The 19376-nt window shown below is 61.3% G+C and carries 16 protein-coding genes and 1 pseudogene; 12 read left to right on the top strand and 5 right to left on the bottom strand.

What is annotated here, in order from left to right:
• Positions 1 to 210 precede the first annotated feature (210 nt).
• Positions 211 to 1701 carry an amidophosphoribosyltransferase gene (gene purF, locus NXC14_RS07455; RefSeq protein WP_085777627.1) on the top strand — a complete coding sequence of 497 codons (1491 nt, stop codon included), beginning with the start codon at positions 211 to 213 and terminating at the stop codon, positions 1699 to 1701.
• A gap of 78 nt (positions 1702 to 1779) precedes the next feature.
• The gene (locus tag NXC14_RS07450; RefSeq protein ID WP_085777626.1) at positions 1780 to 2520 is read left to right on the top strand and encodes an SDR family NAD(P)-dependent oxidoreductase; all 741 of its coding nucleotides are present in this window, start codon (positions 1780 to 1782) and stop codon (positions 2518 to 2520) included.
• Between the two features lie 9 nt (positions 2521 to 2529).
• On the opposite strand, the gene NXC14_RS07445 is transcribed toward NXC14_RS07450, so the two are convergent.
• Positions 2530 to 3279 carry a GH25 family lysozyme gene (locus NXC14_RS07445; RefSeq protein ID WP_085777625.1) on the bottom strand — a complete coding sequence of 250 codons (750 nt, stop codon included), beginning with the start codon at positions 3277 to 3279 and terminating at the stop codon, positions 2530 to 2532.
• Positions 3280 to 3600: 321 nt separating this feature from the next.
• On the opposite strand from NXC14_RS07445, the gene cysS reads away from it, so the two are divergent.
• The 7 genes and pseudogenes from cysS to rarD all read left to right on the top strand — a co-directional run bounded on the left by cysS (position 3601) and on the right by rarD (position 10424).
• Positions 3601 to 4977, top strand: coding sequence for a cysteine--tRNA ligase (cysS, locus tag NXC14_RS07440; protein WP_085777624.1), 1377 nt, complete (start codon positions 3601 to 3603; stop codon positions 4975 to 4977).
• A 208-nt stretch (positions 4978 to 5185) separates the two neighbouring features.
• On the top strand, positions 5186 to 5665 hold the full coding sequence (locus NXC14_RS07430) for a GFA family protein (protein WP_085777622.1): 480 nt from the start codon (positions 5186 to 5188) through the stop codon (positions 5663 to 5665).
• A complete protein-coding gene (locus NXC14_RS07425; protein WP_085777621.1) occupies positions 5665 to 6147 on the top strand; it encodes a GFA family protein in 483 nt (160 codons plus the stop codon). The genes NXC14_RS07430 and NXC14_RS07425 overlap by 1 nt, the downstream gene beginning before the upstream one ends.
• Positions 6144 to 6620, top strand: a complete 477-nt coding sequence (locus NXC14_RS07420) for a GFA family protein (RefSeq protein ID WP_085777620.1) — start codon at positions 6144 to 6146, stop codon at positions 6618 to 6620. Before NXC14_RS07425 ends, NXC14_RS07420 begins: the two co-directional genes overlap by 4 nt.
• Positions 6617 to 7578 (top strand): annotated as a pseudogene (pip, locus tag NXC14_RS07415) (prolyl aminopeptidase). The gene NXC14_RS07420 and the pseudogene pip overlap by 4 nt, the downstream one beginning before the upstream one ends.
• Positions 7579 to 7754: 176 nt before the next feature.
• Positions 7755 to 9368, top strand: a complete 1614-nt coding sequence (gene cimA, locus NXC14_RS07410; protein ID WP_085777619.1) for a citramalate synthase — start codon at positions 7755 to 7757, stop codon at positions 9366 to 9368.
• 138 nt (positions 9369 to 9506) lie between these two features.
• Positions 9507 to 10424 (top strand): EamA family transporter RarD, encoded by a 918-nt coding sequence (gene rarD / locus NXC14_RS07405; RefSeq protein ID WP_085777618.1) that lies wholly within the window; start codon positions 9507 to 9509, stop codon positions 10422 to 10424.
• 34 nt (positions 10425 to 10458) lie between these two features.
• Here rarD and NXC14_RS07400 read toward each other — a convergent pair whose 3' ends face one another.
• The 3 genes from NXC14_RS07400 to NXC14_RS07390 form a co-directional block, all read right to left on the bottom strand.
• On the bottom strand, positions 10459 to 11391 hold the full coding sequence (locus NXC14_RS07400) for a hypothetical protein (RefSeq protein ID WP_085777617.1): 933 nt from the start codon (positions 11389 to 11391) through the stop codon (positions 10459 to 10461).
• A gap of 90 nt (positions 11392 to 11481) precedes the next feature.
• Positions 11482 to 12489 (bottom strand): alpha/beta fold hydrolase, encoded by a 1008-nt coding sequence (locus tag NXC14_RS07395; RefSeq protein ID WP_085777616.1) that lies wholly within the window; start codon positions 12487 to 12489, stop codon positions 11482 to 11484.
• The gene (locus tag NXC14_RS07390; RefSeq protein WP_085777615.1) at positions 12482 to 13375 is read right to left on the bottom strand and encodes an MBL fold metallo-hydrolase; all 894 of its coding nucleotides are present in this window, start codon (positions 13373 to 13375) and stop codon (positions 12482 to 12484) included. Before NXC14_RS07390 ends, NXC14_RS07395 begins: the two co-directional genes overlap by 8 nt.
• A gap of 84 nt (positions 13376 to 13459) precedes the next feature.
• On the opposite strand from NXC14_RS07390, the gene NXC14_RS07385 reads away from it, so the two are divergent.
• Positions 13460 to 14395, top strand: a complete 936-nt coding sequence (locus NXC14_RS07385) for a LysR family transcriptional regulator (RefSeq protein ID WP_085777614.1) — start codon at positions 13460 to 13462, stop codon at positions 14393 to 14395.
• Positions 14396 to 14433: 38 nt separating this feature from the next.
• Here the strand turns inward: NXC14_RS07385 and NXC14_RS07380 are convergent, their stop codons facing one another.
• Positions 14434 to 15057: a TIGR00730 family Rossman fold protein gene (locus tag NXC14_RS07380; protein WP_085777613.1), complete on the bottom strand. Its 624-nt coding sequence runs from the start codon at positions 15055 to 15057 to the stop codon at positions 14434 to 14436.
• Between the two features lie 154 nt (positions 15058 to 15211).
• Between NXC14_RS07380 and NXC14_RS07375 the strand changes: the two genes are divergently transcribed.
• Complete coding sequence (locus NXC14_RS07375) at positions 15212 to 17266, top strand: LysM peptidoglycan-binding domain-containing protein (RefSeq protein WP_085777612.1); 2055 nt, start codon at positions 15212 to 15214, stop codon at positions 17264 to 17266.
• Positions 17267 to 17475: 209 nt separating this feature from the next.
• A complete protein-coding gene (locus tag NXC14_RS07370; protein WP_085777611.1) occupies positions 17476 to 19353 on the top strand; it encodes an ABC transporter ATP-binding protein/permease in 1878 nt (625 codons plus the stop codon).
• Positions 19354 to 19376: the final 23 nt, after the last annotated feature.

Below are 19376 nucleotides of genomic sequence, written 5' to 3'. Positions count from 1 at the left end.
GCCTCGCGGCAATTGCCATTTGAGCGGGACGTGAAATAAGGGTCCGGCCGGGCATTCCAGCTCCGCCGGACCTAAGCCGTTTCAGAGCCCGCTGAACAGGCTTTGAAAGCAGATGTCGTTCAGCACGAAGCTATCGGAAACCTGCGAGATTTCCGGTATCGTGCTATTGGTAATGCCGATCCATTCTTGTGAGAGCAGAGGCCCGCAGAAATGAACCAGTCCCATTCCTTCCCAATCGACGATCCGCTCGACGGAGATACGCTGCATGAGGAATGCGGCGTTTTCGGAATTCTGGGACATCCCGATGCCGCAGCTCTCACGGCTCTCGGGCTGCACGCCCTGCAGCACCGCGGACAGGAGGCAGCCGGCATCGTCTCCTTCGATGGCAAGCGCTTCTATCAGGAACGCCATATGGGCCTGGTGGGAGACCACTATACCAATCCAGTGACGCTGGCCCGCCTGCCCGGCAGCATAGCGATCGGCCACACACGCTATTCCACGACAGGTGAAGTGGCGATGCGCAACGTGCAGCCGCTGTTTGCCGAACTGGAGGAAGGCGGCATCGCCATCGCCCATAACGGCAATTTCACCAATGGCCTGACGCTGCGCCGCCAGATCATCGCCATCGGCGCCATCTGTCAGTCGACCTCCGATACCGAAGTCGTCCTGCATCTCATTGCCCGCTCGCGCCATGCTTCCACGTCCGACCGCTTCATCGACGCCATCCGCCAGATGGAAGGCGGCTATTCGATGCTTGCCATGACCCGCACGAAACTGATTGCCGCGCGCGATCCCACCGGCATCCGCCCGCTTGTCATGGGCGAACTCGACGGCAAACCGATCTTCTGCTCGGAAACCTGCGCGCTCGACATCATCGGCGCCAAGTTCATCCGCGATGTCGAAAACGGCGAAGTCGTCATCTGCGAAATCCAACCGGACGGCTCGATCAGCATCGACGCCCGCAAGCCCGGCAAGCCGCAGCCGGAGCGCCTGTGCCTGTTCGAATATGTCTATTTCGCCCGGCCGGACTCGGTCGTCGGCGGCCGAAACGTCTATACGACGCGCAAGAACATGGGCATGAACCTCGCCAAGGAGGCGCCGGTCGATGCGGATGTGATCGTGCCGGTGCCGGATGGCGGCACGCCCGCGGCTCTCGGCTATGCCCAGGAAAGCGGCATCCCCTTCGAATACGGCATCATCCGCAACCACTATGTCGGCCGTACCTTCATTGAGCCAACGCAGCAGATCCGCGCCTTTGGAGTCAAGCTGAAGCATTCCGCCAACCGGGCGATGATCGAAGGCAAGCGCGTCGTGCTGGTCGATGATTCCATCGTGCGCGGCACAACGTCGCTGAAGATCGTGCAGATGATCCGCGAAGCCGGCGCGCGTGAAGTCCATATCCGCGTCGCAAGCCCGATGATCTTCTTCCCGGATTTTTACGGGATCGATACCCCCGACGCCGACAAGCTGCTCGCCAACCAATATGCCGACGTCGAAGCCATGGCCAAATATATCGGGGCGGATTCGCTTGCCTTCCTGTCGATCAACGGACTTTACCGCGCCGTCGGCGGCGAGGACCGCAATCCGGCCCGCCCGCAGTTCACCGACCACTACTTCACCGGTGACTATCCGACCCGCCTGCTCGACAAGAACGGCGAGTCCATGGGCAACAAGCTTTCGATGCTTGCCAGCAACGGCTGAGCCGCTGCCGCTTTGACTTTCGCTTCCGAGGGGCCTATTGCGCCCCTCACCTTTGCAAGCAAATCCGGAACCGGACAGATGAACATCAATCTTGAGGGCAGGATCGCACTCGTCACCGGTGCGTCGCGCGGCATCGGCTACTTCACAGCCCTTGAACTTGCCAAGGCCGGCGCCCATGTGATCGCCTGCGCACGCACGGTCGGCGGACTCGAGGATCTCGACGATGCGATCAAAGCCGTCGGCGGCAGTGCGACGCTCGTGCCCTTCGACCTTGCCGATATGAATGCGATCGACGCACTCGGCGGCTCGATCTTCGAGCGCTGGGGCAAGCTCGATATCCTCGTTGCTAATGCCGGCGTGCTCGGCGTCATTTCGCCGATTGGCCATATCGAGGCGAAGGTGTTCGAGAAGGTGATGAACATCAACGTGACGGCGACATGGCGGCTGATCCGGTCGGTCGATCCGCTGCTCGCCCGCTCGGATGCCGGCCGCGCCGTCATCCTGTCTTCAGGCGCCGCCCACAAATGCCGTCCCTTCTGGGGCGCCTATTCCGCATCAAAGGCCGCCGTCGAGGCGCTGGCGCGCACCTGGGCCGGCGAGAGCCAATCGACGCCGCTGCGCATCACCAGCGTCGATCCGGGCGCAACCCGAACGGCGATGAGGGCGCAGGCGGTGCCCGGCGAAGATCCGCAGACGCTGCCGCACCCCTCCGAAGTGGCGAAGGCGATCCTGCCACTGGTTGGTCCCGGTGTGACAGAGACTGGCAAGCTGTTCATCGTACGGGACAACAAGCTCGCCGATTACCGCCTGCCGGAATAAACGGACGTTTCAGTTCGCGGCAATGGCCGGGAACAGATGCGCGAAACCTGTTTCGGCTGGGCATAGGACATTGAGGTCCACTGGTCCTCGGATGCCGTTCACAGCGCCGTTGTCGGCAAATTGCCAGACCGACCAACGACTGCAGCCTACCTGCGTTGGCTCATTGAACACGCTTCGCAGCCAAAGGTAATGCTCGGGGAAGCGAGCCTCGTTGCCTTTCAGATACTGATCGAAAAATTCCTGCGTGACGTAGAAGATCGGCTTTTCCGGAAAGATCGCTTTCAGTTCGGTGACGAAGGCATTGACCTCCGTTGCCATTTCCTCGACCGTCGGGACCTTGTTGCAATTACCGACAAATTCCAGATCGATGGCGATCGGCAGGGTTCGCGGCGCCTTCGGCACGGTGGCCAGGACATTCTGCGCCTGATCCTTGCCCGGGCGGCAGAAGGTGAAGAAATGGTAGGCGCCTCTCACCAGCCCTGCATCTCCGGCACGTTGCCAGTTCTCGGCGAACCTGGAATCCTTGTGATCGCCGCCTTCGGTCGCCTTCATGATTGCGAAACGCACGTTCGGCTGGGCGGCCACCGTCTTCCAATCGATGTCGCCCTGGTGATGGCTGACATCGATGCCTTGAATCGGATAACGCGATAAGGTCGGATTGTTGAAGCGAAGCATGCCGAAATCGTATGCGAAATATGCGGCGGATGCGACCACCGGAATTGCAGCCGCAGTGATTGTCCACCGAACAACGCTCCCCACTCATTCCTCCCGCATTTTCAGCAGCTTCCGAACCGGCTACACGCGATTTACGCCACGAAAATGGCAGACGAGCCTCCGGGGACGCAGCGCACCGGATTAGTCGCTTCGGTTGCCGCCGATCCTTCCTTGCCCCTCTTGACCAAACGCCGTTCCCGCGCCATAAAACGCGGCATGAAAACGGTTATCTGCATTATCTGCGGAAAGATTATTCGCTAGCGCACGCGCTGGCCTGGCCGTTTTCGTCTCCCCAATTGTCAAGATGCGAAACGCCCCGGCCTGCCGGTCGCGATATTTTTCTGATCGTGCATTTGGGAGAGTGAAATGGGCCGCACGCCGGAACTGAAGCTGTACAACACGCTGACGCGGGAGAAATCGATCTTCAAGCCGATCGATGCCGAGAACGTCCGCATGTATGTGTGCGGCCCGACGGTCTATGATTTCGCCCATATCGGCAATGCCCGGCCGGTCATCGTCTTCGACGTGCTGTTCCGGCTGCTGCGCCATGTCTATGGCGAAGATCACGTCACCTATGCCCGCAACATCACCGACGTCGACGACAAGATCAATGCGCGGGCGCTGAGAGATCATCCCGGCCTGCCGCTGAACGATGCGATCCGCGCGGTCACTGAAAAGACCGAGACGCAGTTTCACGCCGATGTCGCCGAACTCGGCTGCCTGGAGCCGAATGTCGAGCCGCGTGCCACCGATAATATCGCAGAGATGATCCAAATCATCGACAAGCTGATCGGCAATGGGCATGCCTATGTGGCGGCAGGCGAAGTGCTGTTCGACACCAAATCCATGGCCGATTACGGCCAGCTTTCGAAGCGGCCGCTCGACGAGCAGCAGGCCGGCGCCCGCGTCGCCGTCGATGCGCACAAGAGGAATCCGGGCGATTTCGTGCTCTGGAAGCTCTCGAGTCATAACGAGCCCGGCTGGGAGAGCCCCTGGGGCCGCGGCCGGCCGGGCTGGCATATCGAGTGCTCCGCGATGAGCAGGCGTTATCTCGGCGATGTCTTCGACATTCACGGCGGCGGACTGGATTTGATCTTCCCGCATCATGAAAACGAGATCGCCCAGTCGCGCTGCGCCCACGGGACCGAGGTGATGGCGAATGTCTGGATGCACAACGGCTTCGTTCAGGTCGAAGGCCGCAAGATGTCGAAGTCGGAGGGCAATTTCGTCACCATCCACGATCTGCTCCACACGGAAACCTTCGGCGGCCGCAAATGGCCGGGCGAGGTGCTCCGCCTTGCCATGCTGATGACGCACTACCGCGAGCCGATCGATTTCTCGATCAAGCGGCTGGAAGAGGCCGAACGCCTGCTCGCCAAATGGCCGGCGACGGAAGCCGGCGATGCAACGCCGGACGACAGCGTGCTGAACGCGCTGGCCGACGATCTGAATACGGTCGCCGCCGTGCAGGCGTTGCACGCGCTGGCGCAATCCGGCAACGATGCCGTCTTCGCCGCAAGTGCGGCGCTCCTCGGAGTGCTGCCGAAGAAAGTCGAAATCGATGAAGCCTTCGCAGCAGCGGTCGATGCGCTGGTCGCCATGCGTCTTGAAATGCTGAGGGCGAAAAACTTCGCCGAGGCAGACAAGGTTCGCGACGAGCTTGCGGCAAAGGGCATCCAGCTGAAGGACGGTAAGGATGTGGCGACCGGCGAGCGGGTGACGACGTGGGAGGTCAAGCGGTGAGAGCGCTGTATTGGGATAAGGCCCCTCCCCAACCCCTCCCCACAAGGGGGAAGGGCTACGGTGCCGCGCGGCTCCAAAATGATCTCACCGCAACTGCAAGCATTCGAGGTGGAAACAAAGGCGAAACCACGAGGGAGCCCTCCCCTTTGTGGGGAGGGTTGGAAGGGGTCGTCTTTTTCTTGTCGGCATCGTTGCGGAGAGATCGTCTATGACCAAGACCTATACCGGCGGGTGCCAATGCGGCGCGATCCGTTTCCACGTCATCGGTGAACTCAAGGATTCGTCGATCTGTCATTGCCGCATGTGCCAGAAGGCGTTCGGAGCCTATTACGCGCCACTGGTCTCTGTGCGCGGCGCCGATTTCGAATGGACGCGGGGGGAGCGCAAAAGGTTTCGCTCGTCGAACTTCGTCGAGCGTGGTTTCTGCGGCGATTGCGGCACGCCACTGACCTATGAAGCGCCGGACGGGATGGCGATTGCGGCGGGCGCGTTCGACGACCCGTCGCAGCTGCCGCCGACCGTTCAGTGGGGTGTGGAAGGCAAGATCGGCTTCGTCGATCATCTGCACGAACTGCCGGGAGAACGGACCGAGGCGGATCTGACGGCGGGCTCCTTCCTGCACGAACTGATTTCCTATCAGCACCCCGACCACGACACGCCGGTCTGGCCGCCGGAGGATCGCACTTGATGGAAACGGCGAGACAGACCGGCGGATGCCAGTGCGGCGCGGTTCGTTATCGCGCTCTGGGCGAACTCGGTTATCCCCATATCTGCCACTGCCGCATGTGCCAGAAGGCGGCCGGCAATTATTTCCTGCCGCTTGCGGCGGCCAAGCGCGAGCATTTCGAACTGACGCGCGGCGATCCCAAGTGGTTCCGCTCCTCCGATCTCGTGCGGCGCGGCTTCTGCGGCGATTGCGGCACACCGCTGTTCTACGACATTCCCGAAGAGGATTTCATCAACATCGCGCTCGGCTCGCTTGATGATCCCGATGCGGTGAGGCCCGTTATGCAATCCAACACTGGCCGCAAGATGTCCTGGTTCCACGCCATCGACGGGCTGCCGGTGGAGGCCGAGCCAGATACGCACGACCGCGAGAACGCGATCGCCGCAAGCAATCATCAGCACCCGGATCACGACACTTCCCATTGGCCACGGAGAATTCCATGACGGATAAGATCAAAACAGGCGGATGCCAGTGCGGCGCCGTGCGCTTCCGCATATCAGGCCAGTTGGGACGGCCCTCGATCTGCCATTGCCGCATGTGCCAGAAACAGTTCGGCGGCTTCTTCTCCGCACTCGTCACAACACCGGAGGAAGGGATGGAATGGACGCGCGGCGAACCGAGCTACTTTCAATCCTCGGTCAATATCGACCGCGGCTTCTGCAGCAATTGCGGCACGCCGATGACCTATCGCCATCCAGGCGGGCTGGAGCTTGCGATCGGCACCTTCGACGACCGCAGCGATCTCGCGCCGCAGATCCAGGTGAATTATGACGCCCGGCTGCCATGGGTCGAGACGATCTTCGATGCGCCCGCGCACAAGGACCCGGATTTCTATGCCCGACAGGAGGCGATCATCTCCTTTCAGCATCCCGACCACGACACCCAGGCCTGGCCCGCAAAAGGCGTGAGAATATGACCGAGATCCTGCGCACGCTCTATCCCGAAATTGAAGCCTATGCCTCCGGCCATCTCGATGTCGGCGACGGCCATGTGATCTACTGGGAAAGGTCGGGAACGCCCGGCGCCAAACCCGCGGTCTTCCTGCATGGCGGCCCGGGGGGCGGCATCTCGCCTTCCCACCGCCGACTTTTCGATCCCGCTCTCTACGACGTCATGCTGTTCGACCAGCGAGGCTGCGGCAAGTCGACACCGCATGCGGAGCTGAATGCCAACACGACCTGGCACCTCGTCGCCGATATCGAGCGGCTGCGCGCAATGGCCGGCGTCGAGAAATGGCAGGTGTTCGGCGGCTCCTGGGGCTCGACGCTGGCGCTCGCCTATGCCGAGACCCATCCCGAGCGCGTGTCCGAGCTCATCCTGCGCGGCATCTACACGCTGACCAAGGCGGAGCTCGATTGGTACTACCAGTTCGGCGTGTCGGAAATGTTCCCCGACAAGTGGGAGCGTTTCGTCGCTCCCATTCCCCCGGAAGAGCGGCATGAGATGATGCATGCCTATCATCGCCGTCTGACTCACGAGAACAGGAACGTGCGCCTTCAAGCCGCGCAGGCCTGGAGCATGTGGGAAGGCGAAACGATCACGCTGCTGCCGGAACCGTCGACCAGCGGCAAATTCGAAGAGCCGGAATTCGCTTATGCATTCGCCCGCATCTGAACCATTTCTTCGTCAATGCCGGCTGGATGGACGAGGGACAACTGATCCGCGATGCCGGCAGGCTCAGGGATATCCCGGGCGTGATCGTGCATGGGCGCTACGACATGCCCTGCCCTGCCAAATATGCCTGGCTGCTTCACAAGGCCTGGCCGAAGGCGGAGTTCCACCTGATCGAAGGTGCGGGCCATGCCTATTCGGAGCCGGGAATTCTCGATCAGCTGATTCGGGCGACGGATAAGTTCGCCGGGAAGCCGGACTGATCATTTGGGGCAGCCCCTCACCCTAGCCCTTTCCCCGCTCGCGGGGAGAGGGGACGTACCCCGCGATACCCTGCGGCATTCCCCTTCTCCCCGTCAGAATGGGGAGAAGGTGGCGGCAGCCGGATGAGGGGCAGCATCCGCAGTACAACAACACCCGCCCGTCGGGAGGAAACGACATGAAAGAACGCATCTATCTCTTCGACACGACGCTCCGGGACGGGCAGCAGACGCCCGGGATCGACTTTTCCGTCGAGGATAAGATTGCGATCGCCGCCATGCTCGACGAGTTCGGCCTTGATTACGTCGAAGGCGGATATCCCGGCGCCAACCCGACGGACACCGCTTTCTTCAGCGAGAAGCGCACCCGTCAGGCAACCTTCGTCGCCTTCGGCATGACGAAGCGGGCAGGCGTTTCGGTCTCGAACGATCCCGGCATCGCCGGGCTGCTGCAGGCCAAAAGCGACGCCATCTGTTTCGTCGCCAAGAGCTGGGACTATCATGTCGCCGTGGCGCTCGGCTGCACCAACGAGGAAAACCTCGAATCCATCGCCGAAAGCGTCAAGGCGGCGGTCGGCGCAGGCAAGGAGGCGATCGTCGACTGCGAACATTTCTTCGACGGCTTCAAGGCCAATCCGGCCTATGCGATCGCCTGCGCGAAGACGGCTTATGAAAGCGGTGCCCGCTGGGTCGTGCTCTGCGACACCAATGGAGGGACGCAGCCGCCGGAGGTGCGCGCCATTGTCGAGGCGGTGATCGCGGGCGGCGTGCCCGGCCGCTGTCTCGGCATTCACGCTCACAACGACACCGGCCAGGCCGTTGCTAATTCGCTTGCTGCCGTTGAAGCCGGCGTCCGGCAGATCCAGGGCACCTTGAACGGCATCGGCGAGCGCTGCGGCAACGCGAATCTGGTGACGCTGATCCCGACCCTGGCGCTGAAGAGCGCCTACAACACCCGTTTCGAAACGGCGATCGACGAGGAGAGGCTGCTCAACCTCACCCGGCTCTCGCACGCCTTCGATGAGCTCCTCAACCGCTCGCCGGATCACCAGATGCCTTATGTCGGCGCCTCTGCCTTCGCCACCAAGGCCGGCATTCATGCTTCCGCTCTGCTGAAAGATCCTCGCACCTACGAACACGTGCCGCCGGAAAGCGTGGGCAATTTCCGCAAGGTCATGGTCTCGGACCAGGGTGGCAAGGCGAACTTCATCAATGCGCTGAAGCGGCGCGGCATTATCGTCGCCAAGGACGATCCGAAGCTCGATCTCCTGATCTCGATCGTCAAGGATCGTGAATCGATCGGCTATGCCTATGAGGGCGCGGATGCGAGCTTCGAACTTTTGGCGCACCGCACGCTCGGCACGATCCCGGAATTTTTCACCATCGAAGGCTTCCGCGTGATGATCGAGCGCCGCTTCGACAGTCTTGGCCGTGTGAAGATCGTCTCGGAGGCTGTGGTCAAGATCACCATCGATGGCCAGACGCTGATGTCTGTCGCCGACGCCGAGGGTCCGGTCAACGCGCTCGACCTGGCGCTACGCAAGGATTTCGGAAAGTACCAGCACGAGATCGACGATCTGGTGCTCGCGGATTTCAAGGTGCGCATCCTCAATGGCGGCACGGCGGCAATCACCCGCGTGCTGATCGAATCCACCGACAGCGACGGTGTGCGCTGGTGGACGGTCGGCGTCTCCGAGAACATCATCGACGCTTCGTTCCAGGCGCTGATGGATTCCGTCATCTACAAGCTGATGAAGAACCGGCAGCTGGCGGGGAAGATCGCGGCGGAATAAGTCTCTGCCGCCGGGATTCGTCTACCGCTCGGGTTTTCGCTTCAAATCCTCTCAGCCTTCGTTCAACGAAATGAATTGGCCTATTCACGGCGCTTAAGCTAGGCCGGATCAGAAGAAGAACAAAGATGGAAACACCCGATGTCGACCGATGCAACCGTTCCACTGGCCAAGAACGAAGATAGTCCGCGCGGTTTCGCTTTCGCACTGACCGCCTATCTGCTCTGGGGCTTCCTGCCCTTCTACATGAAGGCTGTCGCACATATTCCGCCGGCCGAAGTCATTGCCCATCGCATCGTCTGGTCGCTGCCGCTGGCCGGCATCGTGTTGGTCGTGCTCGGACGCACGGCGGACATCCGCGCAGCATTGCGCTCGCCGCGCATGCTGGCGATGGGGGCCTTGACCGCATCGCTGATCACCGTCAACTGGGGCACTTATGTCTGGGCGATCGGCGCCGGCCATTCGCTTGATGCAGCACTAGGCTATTTCATCAATCCGCTGTTCAGCATTTTCCTCGGTGCGGTGCTGCTCAAGGAAAAGCTGCAGCCGCTGCAGATGGCAGCGATCGCGCTGGCGGCACTTGCCGTCGCCATTCTGGCCCTGGACAGTGGTGGCATCCCCTGGGTGGCGCTGACGCTGGCGGTCAGCTGGGGTTTTTATGCCTTGCTGCGCAAGACGCTGCCGCTCGGACCCAATCAGGGCTTCTTCCTCGAGGTTCTGATCCTCAGCGGCCCCGCTCTCGTCTACATCCTCTATCTCGAATACGGCAACGGACTTGGCCATTTCTACCGTACCGGCCTTGCCGATACGACCCTACTTCTCGGCTGCGGTGTCATCACCGCCGTGCCGCTGATGATCTATGCCAACGGCGCCAAGCTCCTGAAGCTCTCGACGATCGGCATCATGCAGTATATCGCGCCGACGATGATCTTCCTGATCGCCGTCTTCGCCTTTCGCGAGCCGCTCGGCACGGCGCGGATGATCGCCTTCCCGCTGATCTGGGCGGGGCTGTTCCTCTATAGCTGGTCGATGCTGAAGGGAAGCCGCGGAAGGATGTAGCCGTTACGCTCATCGCACGCCCGAGCGCCTTGACTCAAAGCCAGGATAGCAGCGCAGTGCGGGCGAGGATTCCGGCCAATGCGCTGAAGACGGCGACGCCTGCGACCGAGCGGAGCGCCGGCACCGAAGCGACAAGGATGGAGAGGCCGGGAAGGTCGAGAGGGTTTAGCAGAAATGCGGATCCGTGAATGATTTTCTCAGGCGGAAGGCTCAGTTGCTTGTGGGCGTCGATTAACAGCGTGACCGCTGCGCTCGATCCTGCCAGACACTTTGTGAGGATGAACAGGACATCCTGCTGCGAGGCGCCGAGCAGCTGAAGCAATGGCTGCGCAGCCGACGTGACGGCCGAAAGTGCGCCTGTGCTCTCGGTAAGCCTTACCAGAGCAAGTGAGATCACGAGCATCGGCAGGATCGCAGAAATGACGCCAATGGCATCCGCGCCGCCGCGATTGATCGCAGCCAGCAGATCGCGCCTTGCGACGTCGCGGTCATCCGCCCTGTCGCAGGAACAGATCTTTCCGGGCAAGGAACGGCGTCCAACGATCCAACAGGCGAGAGTGGACGCAACGAGCGCTCCGCAAATGCCGTTTACGATGATCAAACCCGGATCGACCCCGAGGCTTGCGAGCGGAAAACTGGCATTCGCCGGCGCGGCCGCAAGCACCGCGGCAAAGGCTGCGGCCATAAATTTCTCCGATCTTCTTTTGTGCGCCATCAGCGACAGGGCGGCGATCGGGGCAGCCGAACTGACGAGGCTGAGCTGGATGATTGCTAGGGCCCCGAAAGCGTCCAGACCGAAAAGTCTGAAGAGCGGGTTGGCCTTGTCGGCGATCGATCGCAGTGCACTCACTCCCTCGAGGTAGCGCATCAGCGAAAACGTCACGATCATGAGCGGCAGAAAGGTGAATATTGCGATGTCGACGGCACTTCGTCCGGCATCCAAAATGGCGGTGATCAGAATTGTCATGGGAACGACTGGTTTGATGGCCGTGAACGCGGCCGGCTTGAGGGAGGAAGTGGGCTCCGGATGCGCTCCCGGAGCCCTGTCGTTCAGACTCTATTCCGGTTTGAATGCTTCATCGAAGAAGTGGGCGATCTCGGAATAGGCCTGCATGCGGTGGCACTCCATGAGGGCGAGATGCGTTGCCTCCCCGATTTCTACCCATCGCCTGTAGGAGGCGCCGGTCAGTTGCTCGAAATAGGCCCGTGCCAGGTCAAGCGGAACATCGATGTCCCATTCGCCGTGTAACAGCAGCACCGGCGCGCGAATCTCGCTCGGCCGATAATAGGGGTTTCCAGCTCTCCAATAGGTTCGGATGTCCTGGATCGGCCCGTTGGTGGCTCGCAGTCTGCCTAACTCCCTGTCGGCCTGCGACGTCTCCTCCGAGAGGGTCAATTCGGCCCAGAGGTCGAACCAGCCCTCGGGCACGAGACGTTCACGCGCGTATTCGGGTGCGGTGCCCAGCCAGCGCGCCAGGGCCGCATGGACCGGAACAAGCCTGTAGGAGCCGAGGGCGCCACCCTGATCGATGGGGATGGGAACGTCACTCAGCCATTGCGGCGCGAGCAGTGCCAGCTTGACGACCTTGTCTGGGTTGCGCGCAGCATATGCGCCGGCAACGGTACCGCCCCACGACATTGCGAAGACGTTGACGGCCCTCAGGCCGCGAAGCCGGAGAACGAAATCGACAGCCGTTGCGAAATCGGCGACGCCGGTGTCGGTGGCGACAAGCGGCAGGTTGAGGTCGGGGTTCGCCTGCATTTCCGGCGGGCGGGTTGATTTTCCATAGCCCCGGACATCGACCGCAAAGACATCGAAGCCGCGATGAGCGAGGAAGTCGATGAAGGACATCCCGTTGAAGGGTACGTCGTAGAGACTTCCGGACGAGAAGGTCGCCCCATGCACCATCACGATTGTTTTCTGCGCGAGAAAGTCTTCGTGCCCCTTCTTTCGCTTATTGCGGAGATAGAGCTTGATGCCTTCGGTTCCGCTATCGATGTAATGCTCCTCGAATACGATCTCGCCGCGGTCAAAAGCTGAAGATGCAAGATTGTTCTTAGACATAGGACCACCTGAATTTTTCGCCGTCGCGGGTGACATATCCGGCAGACGAACCGGGGAAATGGGTGGAGAAGTACAGGGCGCGATTATCGGCTGCCAGTTCGAGGACACGGCGTCTCGACTGGGCAGCCTGATCCAGGAATTCGCAGAAGACCGTGTTGAGGTCGGGCCGCTCCACCTGGATCGGATGGTGCGTGACATCTCCCGCGAAGATTGCCGCTTGATTGTCCGCTTCGAGCAGAACGGACATATGGCCGATGCTGTGGCCAGGCGTCGGCAGGAAGGTAAATCGATCCAGGAAAGGACCACCTGCGCCGTCGATGACATCGGCAAGCCCCGCCTCAATCACAGGCCGCACGCTGTCTTCATAGACGCCGGCACTCGGAATGTTGACGTCGTTGTGGCTCGCCGTCGACGCGTAATATTCCTGCTCGGCGCGCGGGAAGACGTAACGCGCATTTTTGAAAGTGGGGGTCCATCTTCCGTCCTCGAGCACGGTATTCCAGCCGGAATGATCAACGTGAAGATGGGTATTTATGACGAAGTCGACATCTTCGGGCTCTACACCCGCCTGACGCAGCCTGTCGAGAAACGGAATGGTCTGCTGATGGAAGGCGGGATTGCGCGGTCTTTCCTTGTCGTTACCCGAACCCGTGTCGATGAGGATGACGTGGTCGGGCGTCATGACAAGCCAGCTGTGAATGCTCACGACAAGGGCATCGCGGCCCTCTTCCATATCGACGGCGGAAAGCCGCGGCTCGACAGCCTTGATCTCTTCAGATCCGGCAGTCGGGTAGAGAAACGAGGGCGGGACGTTGTGCAGATACTGCTCCTGCACTTTTCTCACTGTCGCGCCGGCAATACGATATTCCTTTCCAAGATCGCTCATGGAACTTCCTTTCGAGTTGGAACGGGGGACAGCGCTGTCTGATGCATATGGACAGTAGGGAAGATTCATGCAACGATCAAATCGATGAACGAAATTGTCTCCATCGATCATTTCAATTTATGGTCTTTCGACCTCAACCTGCTCGTGGCCTTCGACGCGCTCATGAAGGAGCGGAGCGTTACGAAAGCTGCTGTTCGCCTAAAAATCCAGCAGCCTGCCATGAGCCACAATCTCGGCACTCTCCGTACATTGCTTCAGGACGAGCTGTTCGTGCGTGTCGGCCAGGTCATGCAGCCGACCCACCGGGCGCTGCGTTTCGCCGAAGCGGTGGAGCAGATACTCAGCCGCACCCAGCAGGCGATCGTAACGCCTGCGTCCTTCGAGCCAGGACAAGCCGAGCAGATATTTCGCATCGGCTTTTCCAGTGAGCTTGAGGTGCTGCTTGTGCCGCGTCTCGCCGCTGTGTTGAACGAGATAGCCCCCGGTATCAAAGTGCTTGCGCGAGCGGTCGACCCCGAGCTTGTTCACAAGCTTCTGGACGACAACATCATCGACCTCGGCGTCGGCTGCTATGATGACGGCAACAACAGACATCGGCGGAGCCTGCTGTTCGAGCAATCGCTGATGTGTTGCTACAATCCGAAGCTTCTCGATCTTCCCGAAACTTTGGACCGCGACAGCTATGTCGGGCTCAAGCATGCCCTGGTTTCACAGAAGGACGCCATCGAAGGATGCATCGATGAAGCCTTGAAGCGGATCAGCGTGCGACTCGACGTGTCGGTGGCTGCGCCGGAATTCCTGACCGTGCTTACCGCTGTCCTCGAAGCGCCTCTGATCGCGACTCTGCCGACCAGAATCGTGAAGCGGTATGCGGGCCTGTTCGGCTTGGCGATCACCGAGGTTCCCCTCGATCTAACGGTAAGCCCGATATCGATGGTCTGGTCGGCGGCAAGCGACAATGATCCCGCCAACCGATGGATGCGATCTCAGGTGACGGAGCTTGTTTCCGCCTATAGCTGAATAGAGAGAGGCTGGTCGGTGCCAGGCTCCTGCCCTGCCTACATTTTGGAGATCACCTCGTCCTCGCCGTCGCGATCGGCGGCAAGCTGGGCTGCCTGGGCCATGATCGCCGGAATGATGCCGGCGACATCGTCGACAACGAGCGGCTGCACCCGGTGGGCGGTGTGCAGGAAGCCTTCGTCGGTCATATGACGCATCAGCTCCATCATCGGATCCCAAAAGCCGTTGATATTGGCAAAAACCATCGGCTTTTCATGACGGCCGAGCTGCGCCCAGGTCATGACCTCGACGATCTCCTCCAGCGTGCCGATGCCGCCGGGCAGCGCGACGAAGGCATCGGAACGCTCGAACATCGTATGTTTGCGCGCGTGCATGTCAGGGGTTACAATAAGTTCGTTGAGCTGACCGAGCGAATGGCGAGTCGCTTCCATATCGATCAGGAATTCCGGGATGATGCCCGTGACCTGACCGCCGCCTGAAAGCACTCCGCTCGCAACCGCGCCCATGATGCCTTTGGTACCTCCGCCATAGACGAGGCGCAGGCCGTATTCGGCGATCTCTCTTCCGAGAGCCCGCCCGGCCGCCATGTGGGAAGGATCGCGTCCCGGCCTTGAGCCGCAGTAAACGCAGATGGATCGAATCGATACAGATTGTTCGGTCATAGGGCAAAACAACTATTCCATTTCAATGCAGTCAAGAAAATTGACTGAAAAGCAGCCTGCCGAGCTTGCGAAATTGCGTTGAATGCTTGTGAAAAGCATCGGAAATCGCTAGCAATTTCGGTTACTACGGCAAATTGCCGCCTTGGGAGACATAATGATGAAGAACCGTGCCGGCTTGCTGGCCCTTGCAGTGCTCGTAATCGCAATCCTACTGATGGTATTCTTCGTCATGCCGCGCATCGGCAGCGATGCATCCAAAGTCGGCGACGCCATCAACCAGGCGGGCACGGAGCTCAAGAACACGGTTAACGAAGCGACAAAGACATCACGCTCTGCCGTGGCCGACTCGACTGGGGTCGCCGATCAGGTCAGACGCCTCTCGGCCGATGCCGGCGTGGCGCTCGGCGAGCTGAAGGCGCTGTTTGCCGACGGCAAAGGCCCGGCCATTGATGTCTTCACCGCCGCCAAGGCCAAGGCCGTCAATGCGCTCACCGCACTTGTCGGCTTCACCGTTCCCGAGGGCATCGATCCCGCAACACAAGCCATTGCCGCCAAGGCCAAGGAAGGCGGCGCCAAGGCGCTCGCCATCGTGCAGTCGCTGCCGGAAAATATGGCGGATGCGCCTGCCGCGATTTCCAGGGCCGAAGCTGCGCTGACCGGTGCGCCCGAACCAGCCTCTGCCGCGACCCCGGCGGCCGCAAATACCGGCCCGAAACTTCCGGCCTTCGACGTCCTGCGTGTCGAGCCTGATGGATCGACCGTCATCGCCGGCTCCGCCGAGCCGAACGGCAAGCTCGAAGTGCTCGACGGCGAAAAGGTGGTGACGACGGCCAACGTCGGTCCGAGCGGCGATTTCGCGGCCGTCCTCGACGATCCGCTTCCGGCCGGCGACCACCAGCTCGTGCTCAAGGTAACGGACAAGGATGGCAAGACCGCGCTTTCCGAAGAAGTCGCCACCGTTTCCGTGCCGAAGGACGGCAATGCCGCCAATCTGCTCGCCATGGTCTCCAAGCCCGGCGCGGCGAGCCGCATCATCACTGCGCCGACAGGGGACACCGAAGTCGCCGACGCCTCCAATCCGTTGGCGCCGGCTGCGGACAAGCCGGCAACTGGCGGGACCGCTGCAGCCGACGCGCCTGCCGCAACAGTAGCGCCAACCGGTGAGCTGGCGCTGCAGACGCCTGGTCTGCCCGACGCCTCCGCCACCGGCACAGATGCGACACCGGCCGTTCCAGGTGCTGGCGAAACCCACGAGGCCACCGCGCCCGATGTGATGGTCAACGCCGTCGAGATCGAGGGCAACAAGATCTTCATTGCCGGCACGGCGCGCGCCAACGCCAAGGTCCTCGGCTATGCCGACGACAGCCTTGTCGGCCAGGACACGGCCGGTCCTGACGGCCATTTCGTCATCGATGGCGTCGCGGCGCTTTCGGTCGGCGATCATAAGATTCGCGTCGACGTCGTCGATCCCGCGGGCAAGGTGATCGTGCGGGCCGCAGTGAACTTCAATCGCCCGGCGGGCGACCAGGTGCGGGTTGCCGCTCAAGCCGGCCCCGCCGATGCAAATGGTGCTGCCTCGATGGTGCCGCTCGACGAGGGTGAACTCGGCAAGCTCAAGGCCGAAGCCGGCAAGGCGTTCGGGCTCTTGAAGGGGCTGTTTGCCGATGGCCAGCTGCCCGGCGCCGAACAGCTGGCGGCGGCGCGCTCAGCAACGGAATTCGCGCTGCGCTCTGTCGCAGACTTCCGCCCGGCGGCGGATGCGTCCGACAGCTTCAAGCAAGCCTCAGGCGCCTCCTCGCAGACCGCCGCCAAGGCGCTGAAACTGCTGCAGGATCTGCCGAAGGACGCAAAATCGGTCGGCGCCGGGCTGGACGGGCTGGGTGCAATCATCGGTGAATTGACCGACACGCCCGCACCGGCCGCGCCCGCCGCAAACGATGTTGTGAGCAATCAGCCGAAGACGATCGAGCAGGCACCGCTGACGGCAAACAATGCGGCGGTCATCATCCGCCGCGGCGATACGTTGTGGCAGATCTCCCGCCGGACCTATGGGCTCGGCGTGCGTTATACGACGATCTACATCGCCAACGAGGACAAGATCATCGACCCGGATCGTATCCGTCCCGGGCAGATTTTCGGCCTGCCGAAGGACGCGCTGCCGAACGCCGAGGAGCTGCACCGCAAGCGGCTCTCCAAGCAGCACCTCTGAAAGGCCGCTCCTTAAGCGCAACGCGAGTTGATGAAGCCGGGCAGGAGAAACGCCCGGCCTCACTTTTCCCGGCCCCCGCACGTGTTGTATTCCTCGGCCCGACGCCCTATCTGCCGGTGGCGGTTTGGGATTCAGGTAAGCGCTTCAGGTGCGCCCCTGCCCCCGCCTTGCCGGACATCGAAGAAAATCATCCGGACTGGAGACACGGCATGGCAAACGGCAAGACAGTCTCGGAATCCCACCTGCTGCGGACGCTTTTCAACCTCTGGCCCTATATGTGGCCGGCCGGGCGAACCGACCTCAAGATGCGGGTCGTCTGGGCGTCGGTCTATCTGCTGATTTCCAAGTTCGTCCTGCTGCTCGTCCCCTATTTCTTCAAATGGTCCACCGATGCGCTGAACGGCAGGATGGACCTTGCCGGCACGGTACCGCCGCTGCTTGCCGGCGCCGTAGCCCTTGTCATTGCCTATAACGTCACCCGGTTGATCCAGCTCGGCCTCAACCAGTTGCGCGACGCGCTCTTTGCCAGCGTCGGGCAACATGCGGTGCGCCAGCTCGCCTACAAGACCTTCGTGCACATGCACGAGCTGTCGCTGCGCTTCCATCTGGAGCGAAAGACCGGCGGCCTGTCACGCATCATCGAGCGCGGCACCAAGGGCATCGAGACGATCGTGCGCTTCACGATCCTCAATTCCGTTCCGACAGTGATCGAATTCCTGCTGACGGCGGTTATCTTCTGGTGGGGCTACGGCTTTTCCTATCTTGCGGTCACCGCCTTCACCGTCTGGGCCTATATCTGGTTCACGATCCGTGCATCTGACTGGCGCATCGCCATCCGCCGCTCGATGAATGACAGCGACACCGACGCCAACACCAAGGCGATCGACTCTCTCCTCAATTTCGAAACTGTCAAATATTTCGGCAATGAGGAAATGGAGGCCAAACGCTTCGACAAGTCGATGGAGCGCTACGAGAAAGCGGCGACCGATGTCTGGACCTCGCTCGGCTGGCTGAACTTCGGCCAGGGCGTCATTTTCGGCATCGGCACGACCATCATGCTGGTGCTGTCGGCGCTGGCGGTGCAACGCGGCGATCAGACGGTCGGCGATTTCGTCTTCGTCAATTCGATGCTGCTGCAGCTTTCCGTGCCGCTCAATTTCATAGGTTTCGTCTACCGGGAAATCCGGCAGGGTCTGACCGATATCGAGCAGATGTTCGATTTGCTCGAGGTGAAGGCCGAGGTCAAGGACGCCCCCGACGCTGCCGAGCTTCGAATCCGCCAGGGCGCGATCTCCTTCAAGGATGTGCACTTCGCTTACGATCCGGCCCGTCCGATCCTGAAAGGCATTTCTTTCGATGTGCCGGCCGGCAAGACGGTCGCCGTCGTCGGGCCGTCGGGCGCCGGCAAATCGACGCTGTCGCGCCTGCTCTATCGTTTCTACGATATCCAGAGCGGCGCGATCACCATCGACGGCGAGGATATCCGCACGGTGACGCAGCAAAGCCTGCGATCGGCGATCGGCATGGTGCCGCAGGATACCGTGCTGTTCAACGACACGGTCGCCTACAATATCCGCTACGGCCGCACATCGGCGAGCGATGGCGAGGTGTTTGCAGCGGCCGAGGTGGCGCAGATCGCCCATTTCATCGAGGCGCTGCCCGAAGGCTTCGAGACCAAGGTCGGCGAGCGCGGGCTCAAGCTTTCCGGCGGCGAGAAACAGCGTGTGGCGATCGCCCGCACCATCCTCAAGGCGCCACCGATCCTGATCCTCGACGAGGCAACTTCAGCGCTCGACACCACCACGGAACGAGAAATCCAGACAGCTCTCGACGTGGTTTCGAAGAATAGGACGACCTTGGTCATCGCCCATCGGCTTTCGACCGTCATCGGCGCCGACGAGATTATCGTGCTCAAAAGCGGTGAGATCGCCGAGCGCGGCACGCACGCCGCCCTCCTCGAAAGGAACGGCCTCTATGCCTCGATGTGGAACCGCCAGCGCGAGGCGACACAGGCGGAGGAGCATCTGAAGCAGGTGCGCGAAAGCGACGAGATGGGCGTCATCACGCGGCTTGCCCCGGCAAGCTGAAGCGAACACCGATAGCGGCGCCG

The organism is Rhizobium sp. NXC14 (assembly GCF_002117485.1).
In the GTDB taxonomy this organism is placed as follows: Bacteria; Pseudomonadota; Alphaproteobacteria; order Rhizobiales; family Rhizobiaceae; genus Rhizobium.
The sequence above is the reverse complement of the archived record's forward strand: the minus strand, read 5'-3'. Positions and strand labels throughout refer to the sequence as shown.

Excerpts from the sequence above, each read along its gene's own strand:
- purF (WP_085777627.1), top strand. The coding sequence starts at position 211 with ATGAACCAGTCCCATTCCTTCCCAATCGACGATCCGCTCGACGGAGAT.
- NXC14_RS07450 (WP_085777626.1), top strand. The coding sequence starts at position 1,780 with ATGAACATCAATCTTGAGGGCAGGATCGCACTCGTCACCGGTGCGTCG.
- cysS (WP_085777624.1), top strand. The coding sequence starts at position 3,601 with ATGGGCCGCACGCCGGAACTGAAGCTGTACAACACGCTGACGCGGGAG.
- NXC14_RS07430 (WP_085777622.1), top strand. The coding sequence starts at position 5,186 with ATGACCAAGACCTATACCGGCGGGTGCCAATGCGGCGCGATCCGTTTC.
- NXC14_RS07425 (WP_085777621.1), top strand. The coding sequence starts at position 5,665 with ATGGAAACGGCGAGACAGACCGGCGGATGCCAGTGCGGCGCGGTTCGT.
- NXC14_RS07420 (WP_085777620.1), top strand. The coding sequence starts at position 6,144 with ATGACGGATAAGATCAAAACAGGCGGATGCCAGTGCGGCGCCGTGCGC.
- cimA (WP_085777619.1), top strand. The coding sequence starts at position 7,755 with ATGAAAGAACGCATCTATCTCTTCGACACGACGCTCCGGGACGGGCAG.
- rarD (WP_085777618.1), top strand. The coding sequence starts at position 9,507 with ATGTCGACCGATGCAACCGTTCCACTGGCCAAGAACGAAGATAGTCCG.
- NXC14_RS07400 (WP_085777617.1), bottom strand. The coding sequence starts at position 11,391 with ATGACAATTCTGATCACCGCCATTTTGGATGCCGGACGAAGTGCCGTC.
- NXC14_RS07395 (WP_085777616.1), bottom strand. The coding sequence starts at position 12,489 with ATGTCTAAGAACAATCTTGCATCTTCAGCTTTTGACCGCGGCGAGATC.
- NXC14_RS07390 (WP_085777615.1), bottom strand. The coding sequence starts at position 13,375 with ATGAGCGATCTTGGAAAGGAATATCGTATTGCCGGCGCGACAGTGAGA.
- NXC14_RS07385 (WP_085777614.1), top strand. The coding sequence starts at position 13,460 with ATGAACGAAATTGTCTCCATCGATCATTTCAATTTATGGTCTTTCGAC.
- NXC14_RS07380 (WP_085777613.1), bottom strand. The coding sequence starts at position 15,057 with ATGACCGAACAATCTGTATCGATTCGATCCATCTGCGTTTACTGCGGC.
- NXC14_RS07375 (WP_085777612.1), top strand. The coding sequence starts at position 15,212 with ATGATGAAGAACCGTGCCGGCTTGCTGGCCCTTGCAGTGCTCGTAATC.
- NXC14_RS07370 (WP_085777611.1), top strand. The coding sequence starts at position 17,476 with ATGGCAAACGGCAAGACAGTCTCGGAATCCCACCTGCTGCGGACGCTT.